We start from the raw sequence: 19,868 nt of genomic DNA on the forward strand, positions 1-19,868 counted from the left end.
GTCAGTCGATGTCGTCGCTGGCCAGGCGCAGCGCCAGCTCCTGGAGGATCGGCTCGGTGCCCGGCTCCGCGCCCGAGGCGTCATGGGCGTCGGCCACGGCCTCGAAGGCCAGGATGAAGCCGTTCACCAGCGCGCTCACCGGTTCGGAGAGCTGGGTCAGGACGGAAAGCCCGATCTCCTCCGCGGTCGCCCCCGCCGGCACGGCGAACTGCCCCGGGATCACCTCGCCCAGAAGATCCGAGACGAGGCTTTCGTCGACCCCGCCGCGCAACGCCGTCAGAGCGGCGATGGCCTTGAGTTTGATCTCGTTCTCGGTCACGTGCCGAGCGTAGGAGCCCGGGCGAGCGTGCGGGCGGAAATCGCGCGACACGCGCCGCCGGGGGGGCGGGCCCTGACGGGTCGGCGGACGGATCGGCGGACGGTCGGCGGACGGATCGACCGGCCGGTGGACGACCGACGCCCCGCCGACGAGTGGTCGGCGGGGCGTTCGGTCTGCCTCCGTGTGAGCCGGCCGTCAGCGGCGGCTCGCGTACGAGTCGCGGCGCGGCTGGAGCTCGTCCGCCGACTCAAGTCCGGTCGGCTCAAGGGCGAACGCGGGCCTGGGCTCGGGCCTGGGCTCGGGCCTGGGCTCGGGCCTGGGCTCGGGCCTGGGCTCGGGCTTGGGCGCGCCCACACGCACGCCCACCGTCTCGCCGTTCGACAGCGCGGCCCGCTCGTCCACCCGGCGCCGCAGCAGCAGCGTGGCGGCGGCCGCGGCGAGGCCGGCGGTGAGGGCCGCCCACCAGAGGACGGCGGGGCCGAGGCCCGTGTAGAGGGTGACGCCGAGGGTGAGGGCGCCGAAGCGGGCCACGCCCCAGGTCCAGCCGAAGGCGCCCTGGTAGCGGCCGCGGGCGTGGGGCGGGGCCAGGTCGGCGACGACGGCGGCGGCGATGCCGGCGACGATCACCTCGCCCAGGGACCAGACGACGACCGAGACGGTGAAGCCCACGACCCCGTCCGCCAGACCCGTGAGCGCGACGCCGACGGCGATGAGCGCGCTGCCCGCCGCCTGCACGCGCAGCCGCGGCAGGCGGGCCAGGCGGACGGTCGCGAAGGGCTGGAGGGCGACCACCAGGATCGCGTTGACGGCCGCCATCGCGCCGTACACGGCGGGCGAGAGACCGCTGTCGCGGATCGCCAGCGGCAGGGCGACCTCCGTGAGGGAGTAGACGAAGAGCTGGACGCCGAGGAGGGGCAGGAGCACGACCGCGAGCCGGTCGCGCAGGACGACTCCGTAACCGATGCCGTCGTCCCCGGCCGGCCGCGGGGCTCGCGGCGGTTCGGTCAGGCGGGTGGCCACCACCACCGCGTACAGCAGCATCGATCCCGCGTCGACGGCGAACAGCAGCCAGTAGCCGTGGGCGGCGAGGAAGCCGCCGAGGACGCCGGCGACCGCCGTGCCGATGTTGACGCCCCAGCCGAAGAGGGCGTACGCGCGCTGCCGGCGTTCGGCGTCGACGACATCGGCCATCAGCGCGTACGCGGCGGGAGAGACGGTCATGCCGGTGGCGCTGATCAGGAGCGCGGCGGCGGCCATCGTCCACACACCGGGTGCGACGAACAGGGCGCCCTGCGCGGCCGCCGCGCCGACGAGGCCGATGAGCATCGTGGGGCGGCGGCCGATGCGGTCGGCGAGGATCCCGCCGAGGGCCGGACCGAGGAGGTTGCCGGCGCCGAGCGCGCCGAGGACGTACGTGGTGTCGGTGCCGGTGACACCGCGCGAGGCGAGGAAGAAGACGAGGAAGGGCGTGACCAGGTAGCCGAGCCGGTTGATCACCGTTCCCGCGAAGAGGGTCCAGACGACCGGCGGCAGCCCCCTGAACGACGACAGCGAGGACCGCGACGGGGACGGGGACGAGGAAGACGAAGAAGAGGAGGGAGGCATGGGAGGAGACTGCGCCTCTGGCCCGCACCCCCTCCAATCATTAAGCTCAGGCCGAATCCGTCACCGAGACGACCGGGACAGCAGGGGGCGCGCCATGGAGTCCGGGCTCAGTTTCTCCGCCGCCGACCTCGCCCAGACCCGTTTCGCCGTCTCGCCCATGTGGGAGGTCGTCACCAGCTTCCGGCTGCTCGTCACCGACGCCGAGCCTCCTCTGCACCGGAGTTGGGCCGCGCAGGTACGTCCCCGGGTCCGCCGCGCCGGGCTCCACCGGGGCCGGCTGGCCGCGCTGGTCCCCGCGCACGGCTACCTCGCCGACTTCCTCACGCCCACCCCCGCCGGGCCCTTCCCCACCCTCGACGACGAGCTCGACGCCATCCGGCGCACCCCGCCCGAGCAGATCGCCGACGACCTCGACACCCTCCGCACCGCAGCCGCCCAGGCCCCAGGCGCCCAGACCTCAGGCGGCCGGGCCCCAGGGGGCCGGGCCGACGCGGGCCCCGACTCCCTCGACCTCGAACGGCTCTGCGACGAGATCCGCGCCTACTGGGAGCTCGCCCTCGCCCCCTACTGGGCCCGCATCCGCGCCCTCCTGGAGGCCGATGTCTTCCACCGCGCCCGCCAGGTCGCCGAGCACGGTTCGGCGCGCGTGCTCAGCGAACTCCACGAGACCGTACGGTGGGACGACGGCACCCTGCGGCTCGTCCGGCGGGCCTGTGCGCTCACCCGCGACCAGGCGGGTTCCGGGCTGCTCCTCGTGCCCTCCGCGTTCGCCTGGCCGCGGGTCCTGACCCGTTCCGTGGCGCCGGATCCGCCCCAACTCGCGTATCCCGCACGCGGGATCGGCAACCTGTGGGAGCCCCGCACCACCACCTCGGCCACCGACGCCGTCGCCGCCGTCCTCGGCCGCTCGCGCGCCCTGCTCCTCGCCGAGCTCGACACGCCCGCGTCGACCACCCAACTCGCCGCCGTCTTCGGCCTGTCGGCGGCCGCGGTCTCCCAGCACCTCATCGCCCTCAGGAACGCGGGCCTGGTCAGCGCCCACCGCAGCGGCCGGTCCGTCCTCTACGCACGCACCGCCGTCGCGGACGCGCTGCTCTGCCCCCGCGAGGTGTACGCATGACCGGGACGACGGCCGGGACGGCCGGGGCAAGCGGGGCGAGCGGAACGACAGGGGCGGCGTCGGCAGGGGCGGCGTCGGCCGGGGCGACCTGGACCGAGCGGACTCTCGTACGCGACAGCGGGCCCGGCGGCGAGGGCGTACGGCTCTCGCTGCGCGACTGGGGCGGCGGCGGCACCGGCCGGTCGCTCCTCCTGCTGCACGGGCTCGCCGGGCACGCCGGCGAATGGGACGGCGTCGCCCGGCGCCTGCGGGCCGACGGGCACCGGGTCGTCGCCCTCGACCAGCGCGGACACGGCGCGAGCGAGCGCCACCCGAAGGACGTCTCCCGGGCCGCGTACGTCGCCGACATCCTCGCCGTGCTCGACCACCTCGGCCTCACGGACACGGTCCTCGTCGGGCAGTCGTACGGCGGGCACGCCGCCCTCCTCACGGCCGCCGCCACCGCCCACCGCGGACACCCGCCCCCCACCGCCCACCGCGGACGCCCGGCCGCCACCGGCCACCATCGCCGTCTCGCGGGTGCCGTGCTCGTCGAGGCGGGGCCCGGTGGAGCCGACCCGGCGGTGCTCGCCGGCGTCGGTGACTGGCTGCGGGCCTGGCCGGTGCCCTTTCCGTCCCGGGACGCGGCCGTCGCCCACCTCGGCGGCGGACCCGTAGGGGAAGGCTGGGCGGACGGGCTTGAGGAGCGGGACGGCGGCCTGTGGCCCCGATTCGACCCCGAGATCATGATCGCCTCGCTCGCCGAGAACGCCGGTCGCGCCCGGTGGGAGGAGTGGGCGGCGATCGACGTGCCCGTCCTCGCCGTCCTCGGGCAGAACGGGATCATCCCCGCCGAGGAGTACGACGAGATGAGCCGCCTGCTGCCCGGGCTCCGTGGCGCCTGCGTGCCCGGCACCGGGCACGACCTGCACCTGGAACGGCCCGGCGTCCTGTACGACCTGATCGACGGCTTCCTCTCCGAGACCCCTTGCGCTGGAGTGGACTTCAACACCTAGGGTGCGGCGCATGCGCTATCGGGTACTCGGCGGGACCGGGATCGAAGTCAGTACGTACTGCCTGGGCACGATGATGTTCGGGAAGGTGGGGAACCCCGACCACCAGGATTCCGTACGGATCATCCACACCGCCCTCGACCAGGGGATCAACTTCGTCGACACGGCCGACATGTACTCGGCCGGCGAGTCCGAGGAGATCGTCGGCAAGGCGCTGCGCGACGCGCGCCGCCGCGACGAGACCGTGCTCGCCACCAAGGTGTACTTCCCCTTCGGCGGCGAGGGCCCCAACCGGGGCGGTCTGTCCCGCCGTTGGATCACCCGGGCCGTGGAGAACAGCCTCAAGCGGCTCGGCACCGACTGGATCGACCTCTACCAGGTCCACCGGCCCGACCACCGCACCGACATCGAGGAGACCCTCGACGTCCTCGGCGACCTGGTCTCCCAGGGCAAGATCCGGGCCTTCGGCTGCTCGGCCTTCCCCGCCGAGGAGATCGTCGAGGCGCACACCGTCGCCGAGCGGCGCGGCCTGCGCCGCTTCCGCAGCGAGCAGCCCCCGTACTCGCTGCTCGCCCGCGGCATCGAGACCTCCGTCCTGCCGGTCGCCCGGCGGTACGGGATGGGAGTGCTCACCTGGGCGCCGCTGGCGGCCGGCTTCCTCACCGGCCGCTACCGCAAGGGGCAGGCCGTCGACCTGACCAGCGGGCGGGCCGCGCTCGCCCCGCACCGCTTCGACCCCGCCCTGCCGGAGAACCAGGCCAAGCTGGACGCCGTCGAGAAGCTGATCGCCGTCGCCGACGACATCGGCGCCACACTGCCCGAGCTGGCGATCGCCTTCGCCGCCACCCACCCGGCGGTCACGTCGGTGATCCTCGGGCCGCGCACGGGGGAGCAGTTGGAGGGGCTCCTGAAGGGCGCCTCCCTGGTCCTGACGGACGAGGTCCTCGACCGCATCGACGCGATCGTCCCGCCCGGCACGAACCTCTACCAGCCGGACGGCGTCTGGCGCCCGGCCGCCCTCACCGACCCTGCGCTGCGCCGCCGACCGGTGGGCGAGCGGGCGGCAGCGGACTGAGCGGACGCGGACGAGGACGAGGCCCCGGTCGCGCGGTCGCGGTCGCAAACGCAGACGCAGACGCAGACGCAGAAGCGGACTCAGACGAGTTCGTAAAGACCGCGACGGACTTCCTCACCGGGTGACACCATCCTTGACCCATGGGAGAGAAGACCGGAAAGACGACGGCAAGGGCGACCGGAGCGAAGAGAGCGATCGGGCCCGACGAGCGCAGGGCCCGCCTCGCCCTGCGCCACCGCCTGGCCCCCTCCGCGCGGGCGGCAACCGCGGAGGAGGTGGCCGGGGCGCTGGTGGCGCTGCACGCGACGGACGCGGCGACCGTCTTCCTGGCGGCGGCCGCGCGGCTAGCGCCGGGCGGCGACCCCGTCGCGGAGGTGGAGCGGGCCCTGTACGAGGACCGGACGCTGACCCGTATGCACGGCATGCGGCACACCGTCTTCGTCGTCCCCACCGGTCTCGCCGCCGCCGTCTACTCCTCCACCTCGGACGCGGCCGCCGCCCGCGAACGCGCCACGCTCCTGAAGCACTTGGCGGCGGGCAGCGACTTCGACGAGACCTGGCTCGCCGAGACCGAACGCCAGGTCCTCGCCGTCCTCGCGGAGCGCGGAGAGGCCACCGGAACCGAACTGGGCGCGGCCGTCCCGCGGTTGAGGTCGCACTACGTGTACGGCGTGGGCACCGCCCATGAGGGGCCGCAGTCGGTGTCCAGCCGGGTGCTGCGGGTGCTCGGCATGGAGGGGCGGATCGCCCGGGGCCGGCCGCAGGGCGGCTGGACGTCGAGCCGGTTCCGGTGGGCGCTGGTCCCGCCGCACGCGGAACTCCCGGCGGCGGAGGCGCAGTCGGAGCTGGTGCGGCACTGGCTCGCCGCCTACGGCCCGGCGACCGAGGCCGATCTGAAGTGGTGGACGGGCTGGAAGGTGACGGACGTCCGCCGTGCGCTGGCCGCCGTCGGCGCGGCCGAGGTGGTCCTCGACGAGGGGCCGGGCTTCGTGCTGCCGGACGACCTCGAGCCCGTACCGGCAGCGGCAGCGGCAGCGGACGCGGGCGAGCCGTGGGCGGCGCTGCTGCCCGCCCTCGACCCCACGGCGATGGGGTGGCAGGCCCGCGACTGGTACCTGGACCCTGCCCACCGTCCCGCGCTCTTCGACCGCAGTGGCAACATCGGACCGACCGTGTGGTGGAACGGCCGGATCGTTGGCGGCTGGGCACAGCGGCCGGACGGCGGGATCGTGTGGCGGCTGCTCGACGAGGGCGCCGGCGGCCGGGACGCCGTACGGGCCGTGGAGGCGGAGGCCGCCCGGCTGGCCGACTGGGTCGGCGAGGTCCGCGTCACGCCCCGCTTCCGTACGCCCCTGGAAAAGGAACTCTCCGCCGCATGACCGACCTCCCCCCGCGCGATGTCCTGGTGATCTCCGCCCAGCGCACCTCCACCGCCCTCCTCCTCACCGAGGCCGCCGCCCGGCGCGGCCTCGCGGCCCGCGTGCTCGACGGGCCGCCGGAGACGGTCGTACGCCCGGACGAGGCGCCCCACTGGTACGGCGGCCCGCTGCTCGCCGACAAGGTCGCGGAGCGGCTCGGGCTCGGGCTCCTGGAGCCGTCGGGCGGGTGGCTGGCGCAACTGCCGGAGGAGTTCACGGGGCGCCGCGTCACGCTGACGACGCTGGCGCGGGCCCGCCGGGAGCTCGCGCGGCCGGCGTTCGTGAAGCCGCCGGTCGACAAGTCCTTCGCGCCCGCCGTGTACGAGGACGGGGGCCGGCTGCCGGACGACCTGCCCGGGGACACGCCGGTGCTGGTCTCGGAGCCGGTGACGTTCGCGGCCGAGTACCGGCTGTTCGTCCTGGACGGGCGGGTGGTGGCGGGCAGCCGCTACCTCTCGTACGGGCGCCTCGACCCGGGCCCGGCCGCGCCGGACGCCCTCCGTTTCGGGGCGGAGCTGCTCGCGGCGGTGGGCGGCACGCTGCCGAGCGCGGTGGTCGTGGACGTCGGCCGGACGGAGGAGGCCGGGTGGGCGGTGGTGGAGGCGAACATGGCGTGGTTCGCGCACTGCTACGCGGCCGATCCGGCCGCCGTGCTCGACGTCGTCCTGCGGGCGGCGGGTCCGCGGGGGCGGGTCGGGGAGCGGGATCGTTCCTTCCTCCGGGTGGGATCGGCCTGAGTGTCGAGAATCGCGGACCCGCTCCGACGTCTCCTGTGAAAGAACCGGCACGGACCACTACGCCGGCGAGGACACCGGCACAGGAGGACGTCATGAAGTACCTGGTGATGGTGCAGGGCGCGCAGGCCGACTACGACGCGATGAACGGCAAGGGCAACGCGCACAGCCCCGCGTGGAGCGAGCAGGACCTCAGGGCGATGTTCGCCTACATGAACGCGATCAACGACGACCTGTCGGAGACGGGGGAGTTCATCGACGGGCAGGGACTCGTCGAGCCGGCCAGGACGCGGTTCGTGACCGCCGACGCCGACGGACGGCCGGTCGTCACGGACGGGCCGTACGGGGAGACGAAGGAGGTGCTCGCCGGGTACTGGGTGCTCGACTGCGCGAGCCTGGAGCGGGTGACCGAGATCGCGGCGCGGGTCGCGCAGTGCCCGCAGCCGGCCGGCGCCCCGGTCTACCCGGTGGTGATCCGCCCGATCGACGAGACGGGCGGCGCCGACCTGGGCGGGAGCGAGCTCGGTTGACCGACCCGGACGGCGGTCCGCGCGGAGAGCCGGACGGCGCCCCGCACGGCGGTCCGCAGGGCGACCCCTACGGCGGTCCGTACGGGAAGGAGCGCACCGTCCCGTACGGGAAGGAGCCCACCGTCGAGGGCCTGCTGCGGCGGCACGCGCCGCAGGTCCTCGGCGCGCTCGTACGCCGGTACGGGCACTTCGACGCGGCCGAGGACGCCGTGCAGGAGGCGCTGCTCGCGGCGGCCGCGCAGTGGCCGCGGGACGGGTTGCCGGGCAATCCGCGCGGCTGGCTCATCCGGGTGGCGTCCCGGCGTCTCATGGACGCGCTGCGGTCGGAGGAGGCGCGGGCGCGGCGGGAGGAGACGGCGCTGCGGCTCGCCCCGCGTGAGGTGCGGGCGGCGCCCGCCGAGGACGACACGCTCACGCTGCTGTTCCTGTGCTGCGACCCGGTGCTCCCGCCGGCCGCCCGGATCGCGCTGACGCTGCGCGCGGTGGGCGGTCTGTCGACGGCGGAGATCGCGCGGGCCTTCCTCGTGCCGGAGGCGACCGTCGCCCAGCGGATCAGCCGGGCGAAGGCGAAGCTGCGGGCGACGGGGGCCGACCACCCGTTCCACCCGCCCCGGCCGGAGGACCGGGACGCGCGCCTCGCCTCCGTGCTCCAGGTGCTCTACCTGATCTTCAACGAGGGGTACACGGCCACGTCCGGGCCCGCGCTCCACCGCGCCGACCTCGCCCGTGAGGCGATCCGGCTGACCCGGGCGGCCCGGCGCCTGCTGCCCCGGGAGGGCGCGGTGACGGGCCTGCTGGCGCTGATGCTGCTGACCGAGGCACGCAGCGCGGCCCGCACGGGGCCCGACGGCGAGCTGGTCCCCCTCGACGAGCAGGACCGCACGCTCTGGGACCGGGCGGCGATCGCCGAGGGCACCGCCCTGGTCGAGGAGGCCCTGACCGAGGGGCCGCCCGGCCCGTACCAGCTCCAGGCCGCGATCGCCGCCCTGCACGACGAGGCCACGGGCCCCGGCACCACCGACTGGCCCCAGATCCTCGCGCTCTACGACGTCCTCCTCACGAAGGTCCCCGACGACCCGATGGCGGAACTCGGCCGGGTGGTCGCCGTCGCGATGGTCGAGGGCCCGGAGGCGGGCCTCGCCGCCCTCACCGCCCTGGAGCCCCGCCTCCCCCACTCCCACCGGCTCCCCGCCGTCCGTGCCCACCTCCTCGAACGCACGGGCGCCCACGCGGCCGCCGCCGCGGCCTATCGCGCGGCCGCCCGCGCCACCCGGAGCCTCCCGGAACGCCGCTACCTCCAGACCCGCGCGGCGCGCCTCTCCGGGTGACGGTGACCGTGCTCCCCGGCGCGGTGGAACGTGCTCAGTGGGCGTGCGGGCCGCCCGTCAGATGGGGGGTGCCCTGGGGGATGAGGGCGGGGGCGAGGAGGGCCGTGAGGGCGGCCGTGGTGGCGAGGAGGGTGAAGGCGCCGGTGAAGGTGGTGGGGTCGGGGCCTTCGAGGGCGGGGGCGGCGAGGGTGGAGACGGCGGCGACGCCGAGGGTGCCGCCGAGTTCGTGGCTGGTGTTGACGATGCCGGAGGCGAGACCGGCCTCGTGAGGGGCGGTCAGGCCGAGGGCGGTGGTGGTGGCGGTGACGAAGACCGCGCCGAGGCCCAGGGCGGCGACGGAGAGGGCCGGCAGGAGGGTGCTCCAGGGGCCGGCGTCGGCCGGGAGGAGGGCGAGGGGGAGCAGGGCGAGGGCGGTCACGGCCGCGCCGGCGGTGGCGAGGGGCCGGGGGCCGACGGTGCCGATCAGGCGGGAGGCGAGGTGGGCCCCGATGACGGTGGCGAGGGCGACCGGGAGGAAGAGGAGGCCGGTGCGCAGGGCGGAGAGGTGGTGGACGTGCTGGAGCAGGGCCGAGCCGAGGAAGAAGAAGGAGATCAGCAGGCCGGTGGCGACCAGCATGAGCAGGGCGCCCGCGACGACCGGGCGCCGGGTGAGCATGCGCGGGTCCATGAGCGGTGCGGCGGCGGCCTTCTCGACCGCCGCGAACAGCCCGTAGAGAACGAGCGCCGCGAGCAGCGGGAGCAGGGCGGCGGCGGAGGTCCAGCCGGTGTCGCCGGCGCGGACCAGGCCGTAGACGAGGGAGCCGGTCGCGGCGGTGACGAGCAGCGCGCCGGGGACGTCGAGCCGGGCGGGGCGGGGCGCCGTGGCGGGCAGGATCCGGGGCAGGGCGGCCAGCAGGGCCAGGCCGACGGGCACGTTGAGGAAGAAGATCCAGGACCAGCCGGGGCCGTCGGTGAGCGCGCCGCCGAGCAGGACTCCGACCGCGGATCCGGTGCCGCCGACGGCGGCCCAGACGCCGAGCGCGCGGGGCCGTTCGGGGCCGTGGAAGAGCAGGGTGAGGAGCGCGAGCGCGGCCGGGGAGAGCAGCGCCGCGCCGACGCCCTGGGCGATCCGGCCGCCGATGAGCAGGCCCGCGTTCGGCGCGAGGCCGCAGAGCAGGGACGCGGCGGTGAAGAGGGCGAGGCCGGCGAGGAGCAGGCGGCGGGCGCCGAGGGCGTCGGAGAGCCGGCCGCCGAGGAGCATCAGGCCGCCGAAGCAGAGGGTGTACGCGGTGACGACCCAGGTCAGGGCGGTACGGCCCAGGTCGAGGTCCTCGTCGATGGCGGGCAGCGCCACGTTCACGACGGTGACGTCGAGAACCAGCATGAACTGCGCCGCGCAGAGCAGCGCGAGGGCCGTCCAGCGGCCGGGGAGAGCGGGACCGGGGGCAGGGCCTGGAGCGTGGCCGGGGGCATGGCTGGGGGAGGGGACGTGAGCGTCCGGGTGGGCCGTCATAACTGAACTGTACGGCACAGTACACATGAACTCAACGGTTCAGTTCAGTTACGCGGGTACGCTGGGGCCATGAAGGCCGACGTCACGAAGACCGCACCCACCGGGCCCCGCGCCGCCCGCAAACGCCAGGCCATCGTGCGGGCCGCCCGCGCCCTCTTCCTCCGCGAGGGCTTCGGGGTCGGCATGGACGCGATCGCCGCCGAGGCGGGCGTCTCGAAGGTGACCGTCTACAACCACTTCGGCAGCAAGGAGGCCCTCTTCACGGCCGTCGTGGCCGGCGCTCTCGACGAGCCCCTCGGCCGGCCCCTCGGCGAGCCGGGAGGCGGTGCCGACGACGGGAGCGGGGACGAGGAGATGAACGGCGGCCGAACCGGGGGCCGGACCGGGGGCCGGACCGGCGGCCGGACCGGGGGCCCCGACCTCGCCCGCCTCGCCGCGGCGACCGACCCGGCCGATCTCAAGGCCGCGCTCACCGAGACCGGCCGGGCCTGGCTCCTGGCCGTACGTGCCGACGAGGAGGGCCGCGCCCTGCGCACCCTCGTCGCCACCGAGGCCCACCGCTTCCCCGAACTGGGCCGCGCCTGGCGCGCGCACGGCCCGGCCGGCCACCACCCGGCCGTCGCCGACGCCCTGCGGACCCTCGCGGACCGGGGGCTCCTGGAGATTCCCGACCTGGAGGTCGCCGTCCTCCAGCTCTACTCGCTGCTGATCTTTCCGCAGATGGTCTTCGAGCAGCAGGGGGCGGAGCTCGGTGACGACCTGAGCGAGCGGCTCCTCGTCGACGGCGTGGAGATGTTCCTGCGCCGTTACGACGCGTCTCCGGGGTGATCCACCCCCGCCCTTCCCACAGACACACGCACCGTGGCCCCCGGCAGGACGACGCCGGGGGCCACGGTGTTGGCGGTCGAACTCCGCCCGGGGCGGGGTCAGTCGACCACGAGGCCCTTCAGACGCTTGGCGATCCTGGTGAGGCGCTCGCCCTGGTAGCGGGCGGCGGCGAGGACGTTCTCCGCCGGGGCGCCGTTGGCGCCGGGGTGGGCGGTGCCGTAGGGGTTGCCGCCCGCGGCGTACACGGTCTGGTCGGTGAAGCCGGGCGAGACGATGACCGAGCCCCAGTGGTGGAAGGTGTTGTAGAGGGCGAGCAGCGTCGACTCGTTGCCGCCGTGCGGGTTGTACGCGCTGGTGAAGGCGGTGGCGGGCTTGTCGGCCATCACGCCCTGGTTCCACAGGCCGCCGGAGGTGTCGATGAACTGCTTCAACTGGGCGGCGACGTTGCCGAAGCGGGTCGGCGAGCCGAGCGCGTACGCGTCCGCCCACTCCAGGTCGTCGAGGGTGGCGACCTCGACCGCGCCGGCGGTGGCGTCGACGTGGGCGCGCCAGGCCGGGTTGGAGTCGATGGCCGCGTCCGGGGCGAGCTCGGGCACCCGGCGGAGCCGGACCTCGGCGCCGGCCTTCTCGGCGCCCTCGGCGACGGCCTGGGCGAGCTGGTGGACGTTCCCCGTGGCCGAGTAGTAGATGACGGCGACCTTGACGGACATGACGAGCCCTCCCGAAAACCGGATTACTTTCCGCTTCAACGGTGGACAGGCTAAGCGGACATCTATCCGGTTAGCAAGGGGGGCGGGTATGCTCGGGTCAGGAGGGGGAGGCGCGAGAGGCGGGTGACGGCGGATGAGCGACACGAGGAAACGGCGGTCCGGGACCGGTGGCGACAGCGGTGACCAGCCGGTCGACGCGCCCGCACCGGCGCCCACGCCCCTGCTCAGCCTGCTGCCGACGGTCGGCGGCCCGGCCCCCGAGCGGGCCGACGCCGCCCGCAACCGCCGCAAGATCCTCGACGCCGCCGCCCGGATCGTCGCCGAGGACGGGCCCGAGGCCGTCACCATGAACCAGGTGGCCCACGCCAGCGGCATCGGCGTCGGCACGGTCTACCGCCGCTTCGGCGACGTCTCCCAGTTGCTGTGGGCGCTCCTCGACGACCGGGAGCGCCAGTTCCAGGAGGCGTACCTCAGCGGCCCGCCGCCGCTGGGCCCGGGCGCGCCGGCGGCGGAACGGCTGGACGCCTTCCTCGACGCGCTCGTCGACCGGGTCGTCGAGCAGCGCGAGATCCTCCTCGCCGCCCAGACCGCCGCGCCCACCGCGCGCTACACCAGCGGTGCGTACCTCGCGATGCACACCCACGTGACCCTGCTGATCTCCCACGCCCGCCCCACCACCAACGCCCCCCTCCTCGCCCACCTCCTCCTGGCCCCGTTCTCCCCGAGCCTGATGCACCACCTCTCCCAGGACCAGCACCTCTCGGCCGAGGACCTGAAGGCCGGCGTACGGCAGTTGCTCAGCCTCAAGCAGCGCCCCGAGAGCCCCTAGGCCGTACCCGGAGCGGCACCGACGGCGTCGACACCGGGACGTACGCCAGACCGTCGTACTCCTCCCCCGGCACCGTCGGCATGACGTTCCGGCGGTAGACCAGCCGCGCCACGTACGCGCCGTACGAGCGGGATCCCAGCGACTCCCGGTGCCAGGGCTCCTCGGCGCCCCGCAGGTCGCGGACGTGCTCGCCCCGGTCGGCGAGCAGGGCCTCCAGCGAACCGGGCGGCGGCGGGCCGACGCGGTTGACGGCGACCGGCGACGGGCGCTTCGTACGGGGTCCCCACGGCCCCGGCCACATCCGGCGCGCCCGGAAGGCGCCCTCGCCGAAGAAGAGGCCGAGCGCGTAGTACGCGGAGCCGTGCCGTTCCCGCAGCCGGCCGCCCATCCCGCCCTCCCGCACGGCCACATGGCCGTTGTGGGCCCACAGTGCGATGCCCGCGTCCGTGGCGGCGAGCAGTTCGTCGACCGCGTCCGCCATGTACCCGTCCCGTACGCCGAACACGTCCGGCCGCGGCCGCGTGACCACGTCCGCCGCCCGCGTCAGGATCCGCGCGTGGCGGACGTCCTCCGGGGCGGAGAGGCCGTCGGCCAGTGCCCGCGCGGCCTGCGTCAGCTCGGCCCGACGCTCCGGCAGGGCACCCGGATGCGCCTCCGCCAGCACCGCGAGCGCCCCCGCCCGGTCCCCGAAGTGCGCCACCGACGCCCCGCACCGCTGCGGGTCGATCCCCGCGAAGCCGACCTGTTCGGCCGGCGCCCGTCCGCGGTTGTAGGCCCTCAGCCACTCGAGCAGGTCCAGGACCTCGCGGGTGCGCCACGTCCAGAAACCGAGCCCGGCGAGGACGGCGGCCCCCTCCGCGGCCCCGCCCCGGCCCCGTACGTACGCGTCCACCGCGGGCGCGGCCGAGGCGCTCGCCTCCATCGCGAAGGTGCGGAAGCCGTGCTCCGTGACCAGGTACTCCACCAGCCGGTGCTTGAGGCGGAAGAACTCCGCCGTACCGTGCGTCGATTCGCCCAGACCGACCAGGCGGACGCCGGCCAGCGCCGCACCGAACTCACTCAGACCCCGTAAACCGTCCATCCCTCGAAACTACTCTGGACCCCGCCCCCGCCCGCCCCCAAGATCGGTGGGGTGAACACCTACCTCATCCTGCACGGGTTCCAGAACCACCGCCCGCCCGGTCACTGGCAGCACTGGCTCGCCGGGGAGCTGCGGGAGCGCGGGCACGAGGTGCGGTATCCGCAGTTGCCGGAGGCGGACGCGCCGAGGTTGGCGGAGTGGCTGGACGCGCTGGAGGAGCACGGGAAGCCGCCCGCGGGCGGAGAGGGCCGAGAAGGCGGGGACGGCGGGGAGTTCGTCGTGCTGGCGCACAGCCTGTCCGTGCTGCTGTGGCTGCGCGCGGGCGCGCGGCGGCCCGCGGCCGACCGGGTGCTGCTCGTCGCGCCGCCCTCGCCGGGCGTGACCGCGTCCATCCCCGAGATCGCCGCCTTCGCCGACGGCCTCGACCTGACCGAGCGCGGGCTGCGGGCCCGGCTGGTCTACGGGGACGGCGACCCGTACTGCCCCGAGGGCGCCGACACGCACTACGGCGTCCCGCTCGGGCTCGACATGGACCACGTCCCGGGCGGCGGGCACCTCAACCCCGAGCACGGCGGCTACGGGCCCTGGCCCTCCGTGCTCGCCTGGTGCGAAAACCCGGCGACGCGGGTGACCGGCGGCCACTAGCGTCGGCCGGATGAGCCCCGCGCCCCACCCCGACCACGTCCCCGACCGTTTCGCCGACCACGTCCCCGACCGTCTCCCCGACCACGTCCCCGACCGTTTCCCCGCCACCGCGCCGTACGACGAGGGCATGCTCGACGTCGGCGACGGCAACCGCGTCCACTGGTCCGCCTACGGCAACCCGGCCGGCCGGCCCGCGCTCGTCGTGCACGGCGGCCCCGGCTCCGGGTCCTCGCCGGGCGCGCCCCGGCTGTTCGACCCGGCGGTCTACCGGGTCGTCCTCTTCGACCAGCGCGGCTGCGGCCGCTCGACCCCGCACGCGAGCGCCCCGGCCACCGACATGACGGTGAACACCACCGCCCACCTGGTCGCCGACATGGAGCTGCTCCGCACCCACCTGGGCATCGACCGCTGGCTGCTGTACGGCGGGTCCTGGGGCTCCACGCTGATCCTGGCCTACGCGGAGGCGCACCCCGAGCGGGTCACCGAGATCGTCATCCCGTCCGTGACCACCACCCGCCGCTCCGAGACGGCCTGGCTGTACGAGGGGGTCGGCCGCTTCTTCCCGGAGGCGCACGAGCGGTTCCGGGCCGGCGTCGACCACGCGGAGGACCTGGTCGGGGCGTACGCGGCGCGGATGAACCACCCCGACCGCGCCGTACGCGAGAAAGCGGCGGCCGACTGGTGCGCCTGGGAGGACGCCGTCCTGTCGCCGGAGGGCCAGGGCACCCCGTACACCGACCGGGTCGACGACGCCCGCCTCGGCTTCGTCCGGATCTGCTCGCACTACTTCGCCCACGGCGCCTTCCTGGAGGAGGGCGCCCTGATCCGGGACGCCCACCGGCTCGCCGGGATCCCGGGCGTGCTGATCCACGGCCGGCTCGACATGGGCGGCCCGCTGATCACCGCCTGGGAGCTGTCCCGCGCCTGGCCGGACGCCGAACTGCACGTGGTGGAGAGCGCCGGCCACCTCGGCGGCGACGAGACGAGGCGTCTCATCATGGCCGCCCTCGCCCGCTTCGCACGGGAGGGCGCCGCGAAAGGGTGAGCCACCGGGCGACGCGCCCGCCCCGGCGGGATCATCGATACATGAGCCCCGAGATCCACCTCGCCCAGCAGCCGGAGGCCGACGCCCTCCTCGGCCGCTCCCCGCTCGCCGCCCTGGTCGGCATGCTGCTCGACCAGCAGGTCCCGATGGAGTGGGCGTTCTCCGGCCCGTACACGATCGCGACCCGCCTGGGCCGCGACGACCTCGACGCGCACGAGATCGCCTCCCAGGACCCGGAGGCGTTCGCCGCGCTGCTCTCCGAGAAACCGGCCGTGCACCGCTATCCGGGGTCGATGGCCCAGCGGGTGCAGCAGTTGTGCCGGTTCCTCGTGGACGAGTACGGCGGCGACGCCGAGGCCGTCTGGTCGGACGCGGCGACCGGGAAGGAGCTCCTCGCCCGGCTGGAGGCCCTCCCCGGCTTCGGGAAGCAGAAGGCGCAGATCTTCCTGGCGCTGCTCGGCAAGCGGTACGGGGTGCGGCCGGAGGGCTGGCGGGAGGCGGCGGGCGCGTACGGCGAGGAGAACTGCTACCGCTCGGCGGCCGACATCACCGGCCCCGAGTCCCTGGCGAAGGTCCGCGCCCACAAGCAGGAGATGAAGGCCGCCGCGAAGGCCGCCAAAGCCGAGAAAGCCGGCAAAACGACCAAGAATTGACAACGCCTGATGTCAATCCTGTTCAAGCCGACAGGAATTGTGCGAGATGTGTTCCCAGACGCGCCCGGCGATCGCTAACTTCCCCTCAACCTCGTACGTCTCGGGAAGGACTTCTGTGAACGCAACCCAGCGCAGAGCCGCCGCCGTTCTGGCCGCCGCCGCACTCGCCACCCCGCTGGTGCTCGCCGCGCCCGCCACCGCCACCCCCGACCCCGGGGCCGCGCAGGCCCGTGACGCCGCCAAGCTGGCGAGGAAGCTGGTCCGCGAGACGTCCGCGCAGGACGCCTACAAGCACCTGCAGAAGTTCCAGGCGATAGCCGACTCGGCCGGCGGTCACCGCGCGGCCGGCACCCTCGGGCACGACGCCTCGGCCGCGTACGTGTACGCGCAGCTCAAGAAGGCCGGCTACGCCGTCACCTACCAGAAGTTCGACTTCGTCTACACCGAGACCCTCGCCGAGAAGGTCGCCGTCCTCTCCCCCGCCCCGCGCGACCTCCCGATACGTGCGATGACCTACACCCCCTCGACCCCGGTCGGCGGCATCAAGGCCGATCTCGCCGCCGTCCCGGTCGACGCCGACGGCACCTCCGGCTGCGAGCCGGGCGACTTCGCCTCCGGCACCTTCACCGGCAAGGTCGCCCTGATCAAGCGCGGCGGCTGCTCCTTCGCCGTCAAGCAGCAGAACGCCGCCGCGGCCGGCGCCGCCGGCGCGATCGTCTTCAACAACGCCGACGGCATCCTCTCCGGCACCCTCAGCGACCCGGCCGCCGGCAAGATCCCGACCGGCGGCATCAGCCAGGCCGAGGGCGAGAAGCTGCTCGCCGACCTCGCCAAGGGCCCGGTGAACCTCTCCTTCGAGATCCGCCAGTTCCAGGAGAAGCGGACCACCAACAACGTCATCGCGGAGACCAAGGGCGGCAACGCCGCCAACACCGTGGTGCTCGGCTCCCACCTCGACTCCGTGACCGCCGGCCCCGGCATCAACGACAACGGCTCCGGCTCCGCCGGCCTCCTCCAGGCCGCCCTGGAGCTCGCCGCGTCGAAGGACAAGGTCCGCAACAAGGTCCGCTTCGCGTGGTGGTCCGCCGAGGAGAACGGCCTCGTCGGCTCCCGGCACTACGTGAACAACCTGTCGGAGCTCGGCAAGAAGGAGATCAAGCTCTACCTGAACTTCGACATGATCGCCTCGCCGAACTACGGGCTCTTCGTCTACGACGGCGACAACTCCGACGCCGTCGGCGAGGGCGCCGGCCCCGAGGGCTCCGCGCAGCTCGAGCGCGACATCAACGAGTTCCTCGACCGGCGCGGGCTCCCGCACGAGGGCACGGACTTCACCGGCCGCTCCGACTACGGCCCGTTCATCGCCGTCGGCATCCCCTCCGGCGGCACCTTCACCGGCGCCGAGGGCATCAAGACCGCCGGCCAGGCGGCGAAGTTCGGTGGTGAGGCGGGGGTCGCGTACGACGTGAACTACCACGCCAAGGGCGACGACATCCGCAACATCGACATGACCGCGTTCGACATCAACATCGACGTCATCGCCAACGCCGTCGGCACCTACGCCCACGACATCAGCTCCCTGAAGAAGCCGGTCGTGTCCGTCCCGACCACCGGCGACGCGGGTAGCGGCGGCGGCCTGCACGAGGACCACCACGAGGTCACCGAGTAGTCACCGCCTGCGGCGGGCCGTCCCGAAGACCGAGCGGGAGATCTCCCGGCCGAGCTGGGTGCCGATCGACCGCGCCAGGGACCTGAACAGACCACTGCCGACGACCTGTTCGGCGAGCGAGGGCTCCTCCTTCCGGCGGGGAGCCCTCTCCCGTTCCCGCACCTCGCCCGCCTCACCCGCCTCGCCCGCCTCGGCCCGCTTCTCGGCGGCCCGCCCGGCCGCCTCCTGCGCCGCGGCCCGCTCCGCCGCCTCCTCCGCCGCCCGCTGCTCGGCCGTCAGCCTCTCGTACGCCGACTCGCGGTCCACCGCCTCCGCGTACCGCCCGTACAGCGCCGAGCCCCGCACCGCCGCCGCCAGATCGGCCGCCGGGACCGGGCCCATCAGCGACTCCGGCGCCCGCAGCCGGGTCGCCGCCACCGGCGTCGGGGCGCCCTTCTCGCTCAGGACGGTGATCACCGCCTCGCCGGTGCCGAGCCCGGTCAGGACCTCCTCCAGGTCGTACGCCGACTTCGGGAAGGTCCGCACGGTCGCCTTCAGCGCCTTCGCGTCGTCCGGAGTGAACGCGCGCAGCGCGTGCTGGACCCGGTTGCCGAGCTGGGCGAGCACGTCCGCCGGCACGTCCTTCGGCGTCTGGGTCACGAAGAAGACCCCGACCCCCTTGGAACGGATGAGCCGCACCGTCTGCGTGATCGACTCCAGGAACGCCTTCGACGCCCCGCTGAAGAGCAGGTGCGCCTCGTCGAAGAAGAAGACCAGCTTGGGCTTGTCGAGGTCGCCGACCTCCGGCAGACCGCCGTACAGATCCGCGAGCAGCCACATCAGGAAGGTGGAGAAGAGCTGCGGCCTGTCCTGGACGGCCGGCAGCTCCAGTACGGAGACGATGCCGCGCCCGTCGGGCGCGGTGCGCAGGAACTCGGCCGTGTCGAACTCCGGCTCCCCGAAGAAGCCGCCCGCGCCCTGCTGCTCCAAGGCGGTGATCGCCCGCAGGATCACCCCGGCCGTCGCCGTCGACAGACCGCCGATCCCCTTCAGCTCGGGCTTGCCGGCATCCGAGACGAGGAAGGCCACCACCGCCCGCAGGTCCTTCAGATCGACCAGCTCCAGGCCCTTGCCGTCCGCGTAGTGGAAGATCAGGCCGAGCGACTCCTCCTGGGTCCGGTTGAGCCGGAGCACCTTCGACAGCAGCAAGGGGCCGAAGCCGGTGACGGTGGCCCGGATGGGGATGCCGGCGCCGTGGGCGGTCGCACCGGTGCCGGTGGGCCCGGTGCCGGTGCCGGTGGCCCCGCCGCCGGCGAGCCCGGTGTCGCCCAGCCCGTAGAACTCGCAGGGAAAGCCCTTCGCCGTCCACTCCTGGCCCACCTGCCCGGCCCGCTCGCGCACCTTCGGCCCGTCCTCGCCGGGCGCCGAGATGCCGGAGACGTCGCCCTTGATGTCGGCGAGGAAGACGGGCACGCCCTGCGCGGACAACTGCTCGGCGATCAACTGCAGCGTCTTGGTCTTGCCGGTGCCGGTCGCGCCGGCGACCAGACCGTGCCGGTTGAGCATCGGCAGCGGGACGCGGATCCGCGCGTCCGGGTGACAGGCGCCGTCCCAGAGCAGGGCCCCCAGATCGAGTGCCGGTCCGTCGAAGGCGTAACCCGCGGCGATCTCCGCCCAGGGCTCCGCCGCAGGGGCGGCCGACGGCTGCTCGCTCACACTCATGACGGACCCCTGTCCCGGTTGCGTACCGATTGACACCGGTTTGACCCAGCATCGCACCGGGCCCGCGTGGCTGCGCCGGGAGCCGCTTGACCGG

Annotated in this window: 19 protein-coding genes; 13 read left to right on the top strand and 6 right to left on the bottom strand. The window is 74.4% G+C overall.

Annotation, left to right across the window (positions count from 1 at the left end; genetic code table 11):
• Nucleotide 1 precedes the first annotated feature (1 nt).
• Together ABZ135_RS16570 and ABZ135_RS16575 are read right to left on the bottom strand one after the other, a co-directional pair.
• Nucleotides 2-319: a hypothetical protein gene (locus ABZ135_RS16570; RefSeq protein WP_356696231.1), complete on the bottom strand. Its 318-nt coding sequence runs from the start codon at nt 317-319 to the stop codon at nt 2-4.
• A 195-nt stretch (nt 320-514) separates the two neighbouring features.
• Nucleotides 515-1,924 (bottom strand): MFS transporter, encoded by a 1,410-nt coding sequence (locus ABZ135_RS16575; protein ID WP_356696233.1) that lies wholly within the window; start codon nt 1,922-1,924, stop codon nt 515-517.
• Between the two features lie 94 nt (nt 1,925-2,018).
• Between ABZ135_RS16575 and ABZ135_RS16580 the strand changes: the two genes are divergently transcribed.
• The 7 genes from ABZ135_RS16580 to ABZ135_RS16610 all read left to right on the top strand — a co-directional run bounded on the left by ABZ135_RS16580 (nt 2,019) and on the right by ABZ135_RS16610 (nt 9,121).
• Complete coding sequence (locus ABZ135_RS16580) at nt 2,019-3,044, top strand: DUF5937 family protein (RefSeq protein ID WP_356696234.1); 1,026 nt, start codon at nt 2,019-2,021, stop codon at nt 3,042-3,044.
• Nucleotides 3,041-4,039 (top strand): alpha/beta hydrolase, encoded by a 999-nt coding sequence (locus tag ABZ135_RS16585; protein WP_356696236.1) that lies wholly within the window; start codon nt 3,041-3,043, stop codon nt 4,037-4,039. The genes ABZ135_RS16580 and ABZ135_RS16585 overlap by 4 nt, the downstream gene beginning before the upstream one ends.
• A 10-nt stretch (nt 4,040-4,049) precedes the next feature.
• Nucleotides 4,050-5,111 carry an aldo/keto reductase gene (locus tag ABZ135_RS16590; protein WP_356696238.1) on the top strand — a complete coding sequence of 354 codons (1,062 nt, stop codon included), beginning with the start codon at nt 4,050-4,052 and terminating at the stop codon, nt 5,109-5,111.
• 140 nt (nt 5,112-5,251) lie between these two features.
• On the top strand, nt 5,252-6,490 hold the full coding sequence (locus tag ABZ135_RS16595) for a winged helix DNA-binding domain-containing protein (protein ID WP_356696240.1): 1,239 nt from the start codon (nt 5,252-5,254) through the stop codon (nt 6,488-6,490).
• Nucleotides 6,487-7,266, top strand: a complete 780-nt coding sequence (locus ABZ135_RS16600; RefSeq protein ID WP_356696242.1) for an ATP-grasp domain-containing protein — start codon at nt 6,487-6,489, stop codon at nt 7,264-7,266. Before ABZ135_RS16595 ends, ABZ135_RS16600 begins: the two co-directional genes overlap by 4 nt.
• 92 nt (nt 7,267-7,358) lie before the next feature.
• Nucleotides 7,359-7,793, top strand: coding sequence for a YciI family protein (locus ABZ135_RS16605; RefSeq protein WP_356696244.1), 435 nt, complete (start codon nt 7,359-7,361; stop codon nt 7,791-7,793).
• 131 nt (nt 7,794-7,924) lie between these two features.
• Nucleotides 7,925-9,121 (top strand): sigma-70 family RNA polymerase sigma factor, encoded by a 1,197-nt coding sequence (locus ABZ135_RS16610; protein WP_356696421.1) that lies wholly within the window; start codon nt 7,925-7,927, stop codon nt 9,119-9,121.
• Between the two features lie 34 nt (nt 9,122-9,155).
• Here the strand turns inward: ABZ135_RS16610 and ABZ135_RS16615 are convergent, their stop codons facing one another.
• Complete coding sequence (locus ABZ135_RS16615) at nt 9,156-10,613, bottom strand: MFS transporter (RefSeq protein WP_356696246.1); 1,458 nt, start codon at nt 10,611-10,613, stop codon at nt 9,156-9,158.
• A 69-nt stretch (nt 10,614-10,682) separates the two neighbouring features.
• On the opposite strand from ABZ135_RS16615, the gene ABZ135_RS16620 reads away from it, so the two are divergent.
• A complete protein-coding gene (locus ABZ135_RS16620) occupies nt 10,683-11,441 on the top strand; it encodes a TetR/AcrR family transcriptional regulator (protein WP_356696248.1) in 759 nt (252 codons plus the stop codon).
• 98 nt (nt 11,442-11,539) lie between these two features.
• Here the strand turns inward: ABZ135_RS16620 and wrbA are convergent, their stop codons facing one another.
• Nucleotides 11,540-12,151: an NAD(P)H:quinone oxidoreductase gene (wrbA, locus tag ABZ135_RS16625; protein ID WP_356696250.1), complete on the bottom strand. Its 612-nt coding sequence runs from the start codon at nt 12,149-12,151 to the stop codon at nt 11,540-11,542.
• 133 nt (nt 12,152-12,284) lie between these two features.
• Between wrbA and ABZ135_RS16630 the strand changes: the two genes are divergently transcribed.
• A complete protein-coding gene (locus ABZ135_RS16630) occupies nt 12,285-12,980 on the top strand; it encodes a TetR/AcrR family transcriptional regulator (RefSeq protein ID WP_356696252.1) in 696 nt (231 codons plus the stop codon).
• Here ABZ135_RS16630 and ABZ135_RS16635 read toward each other — a convergent pair.
• Nucleotides 12,955-14,061: an erythromycin esterase family protein gene (locus ABZ135_RS16635; RefSeq protein ID WP_356696254.1), complete on the bottom strand. Its 1,107-nt coding sequence runs from the start codon at nt 14,059-14,061 to the stop codon at nt 12,955-12,957. The genes ABZ135_RS16630 and ABZ135_RS16635 overlap by 26 nt on opposite strands.
• A 51-nt stretch (nt 14,062-14,112) precedes the next feature.
• Between ABZ135_RS16635 and ABZ135_RS16640 the strand changes: the two genes are divergently transcribed.
• The 4 genes from ABZ135_RS16640 to ABZ135_RS16655 all read left to right on the top strand — a co-directional run bounded on the left by ABZ135_RS16640 (nt 14,113) and on the right by ABZ135_RS16655 (nt 18,073).
• Nucleotides 14,113-14,706: an alpha/beta hydrolase gene (locus ABZ135_RS16640; protein ID WP_356696256.1), complete on the top strand. Its 594-nt coding sequence runs from the start codon at nt 14,113-14,115 to the stop codon at nt 14,704-14,706.
• A 10-nt stretch (nt 14,707-14,716) separates the two neighbouring features.
• Nucleotides 14,717-15,751: a prolyl aminopeptidase gene (pip, locus tag ABZ135_RS16645; protein ID WP_356696258.1), complete on the top strand. Its 1,035-nt coding sequence runs from the start codon at nt 14,717-14,719 to the stop codon at nt 15,749-15,751.
• 41 nt (nt 15,752-15,792) lie between these two features.
• Nucleotides 15,793-16,404: an HhH-GPD-type base excision DNA repair protein gene (locus tag ABZ135_RS16650; protein ID WP_356696260.1), complete on the top strand. Its 612-nt coding sequence runs from the start codon at nt 15,793-15,795 to the stop codon at nt 16,402-16,404.
• Between the two features lie 115 nt (nt 16,405-16,519).
• Complete coding sequence (locus ABZ135_RS16655) at nt 16,520-18,073, top strand: M28 family metallopeptidase (RefSeq protein ID WP_356696262.1); 1,554 nt, start codon at nt 16,520-16,522, stop codon at nt 18,071-18,073.
• Here ABZ135_RS16655 and ABZ135_RS16660 read toward each other — a convergent pair whose 3' ends face one another.
• Nucleotides 18,074-19,774 carry a helicase HerA-like domain-containing protein gene (locus tag ABZ135_RS16660; protein ID WP_356696264.1) on the bottom strand — a complete coding sequence of 567 codons (1,701 nt, stop codon included), beginning with the start codon at nt 19,772-19,774 and terminating at the stop codon, nt 18,074-18,076.
• Between the last annotated feature and the right edge of the window lie 94 nt (nt 19,775-19,868).

It is taken from the genome of Streptomyces sp. NPDC006339 (assembly GCF_040612775.1).
Taxonomy (GTDB): Bacteria; Actinomycetota; Actinomycetes; order Streptomycetales; family Streptomycetaceae; genus Streptomyces.

Bases quoted from the DNA above. Each gene is read 5' to 3' on its own strand.
- ABZ135_RS16580 (WP_356696234.1), top strand. From the start codon at position 2,019: ATGGAGTCCGGGCTCAGTTTCTCCGCCGCCGACCTCGCCCAGACCCGT.
- ABZ135_RS16595 (WP_356696240.1), top strand. From the start codon at position 5,252: ATGGGAGAGAAGACCGGAAAGACGACGGCAAGGGCGACCGGAGCGAAG.
- ABZ135_RS16585 (WP_356696236.1), top strand. From the start codon at position 3,041: ATGACCGGGACGACGGCCGGGACGGCCGGGGCAAGCGGGGCGAGCGGA.
- ABZ135_RS16630 (WP_356696252.1), top strand. From the start codon at position 12,285: ATGAGCGACACGAGGAAACGGCGGTCCGGGACCGGTGGCGACAGCGGT.
- ABZ135_RS16600 (WP_356696242.1), top strand. From the start codon at position 6,487: ATGACCGACCTCCCCCCGCGCGATGTCCTGGTGATCTCCGCCCAGCGC.
- wrbA (WP_356696250.1), bottom strand. From the start codon at position 12,151: ATGTCCGTCAAGGTCGCCGTCATCTACTACTCGGCCACGGGGAACGTC.
- ABZ135_RS16650 (WP_356696260.1), top strand. From the start codon at position 15,793: ATGAGCCCCGAGATCCACCTCGCCCAGCAGCCGGAGGCCGACGCCCTC.
- ABZ135_RS16590 (WP_356696238.1), top strand. From the start codon at position 4,050: ATGCGCTATCGGGTACTCGGCGGGACCGGGATCGAAGTCAGTACGTAC.
- pip (WP_356696258.1), top strand. From the start codon at position 14,717: ATGAGCCCCGCGCCCCACCCCGACCACGTCCCCGACCGTTTCGCCGAC.
- ABZ135_RS16620 (WP_356696248.1), top strand. From the start codon at position 10,683: ATGAAGGCCGACGTCACGAAGACCGCACCCACCGGGCCCCGCGCCGCC.
- ABZ135_RS16635 (WP_356696254.1), bottom strand. From the start codon at position 14,061: ATGGACGGTTTACGGGGTCTGAGTGAGTTCGGTGCGGCGCTGGCCGGC.
- ABZ135_RS16605 (WP_356696244.1), top strand. From the start codon at position 7,359: ATGAAGTACCTGGTGATGGTGCAGGGCGCGCAGGCCGACTACGACGCG.
- ABZ135_RS16575 (WP_356696233.1), bottom strand. From the start codon at position 1,924: ATGCCTCCCTCCTCTTCTTCGTCTTCCTCGTCCCCGTCCCCGTCGCGG.
- ABZ135_RS16660 (WP_356696264.1), bottom strand. From the start codon at position 19,774: ATGAGTGTGAGCGAGCAGCCGTCGGCCGCCCCTGCGGCGGAGCCCTGG.
- ABZ135_RS16615 (WP_356696246.1), bottom strand. From the start codon at position 10,613: ATGACGGCCCACCCGGACGCTCACGTCCCCTCCCCCAGCCATGCCCCC.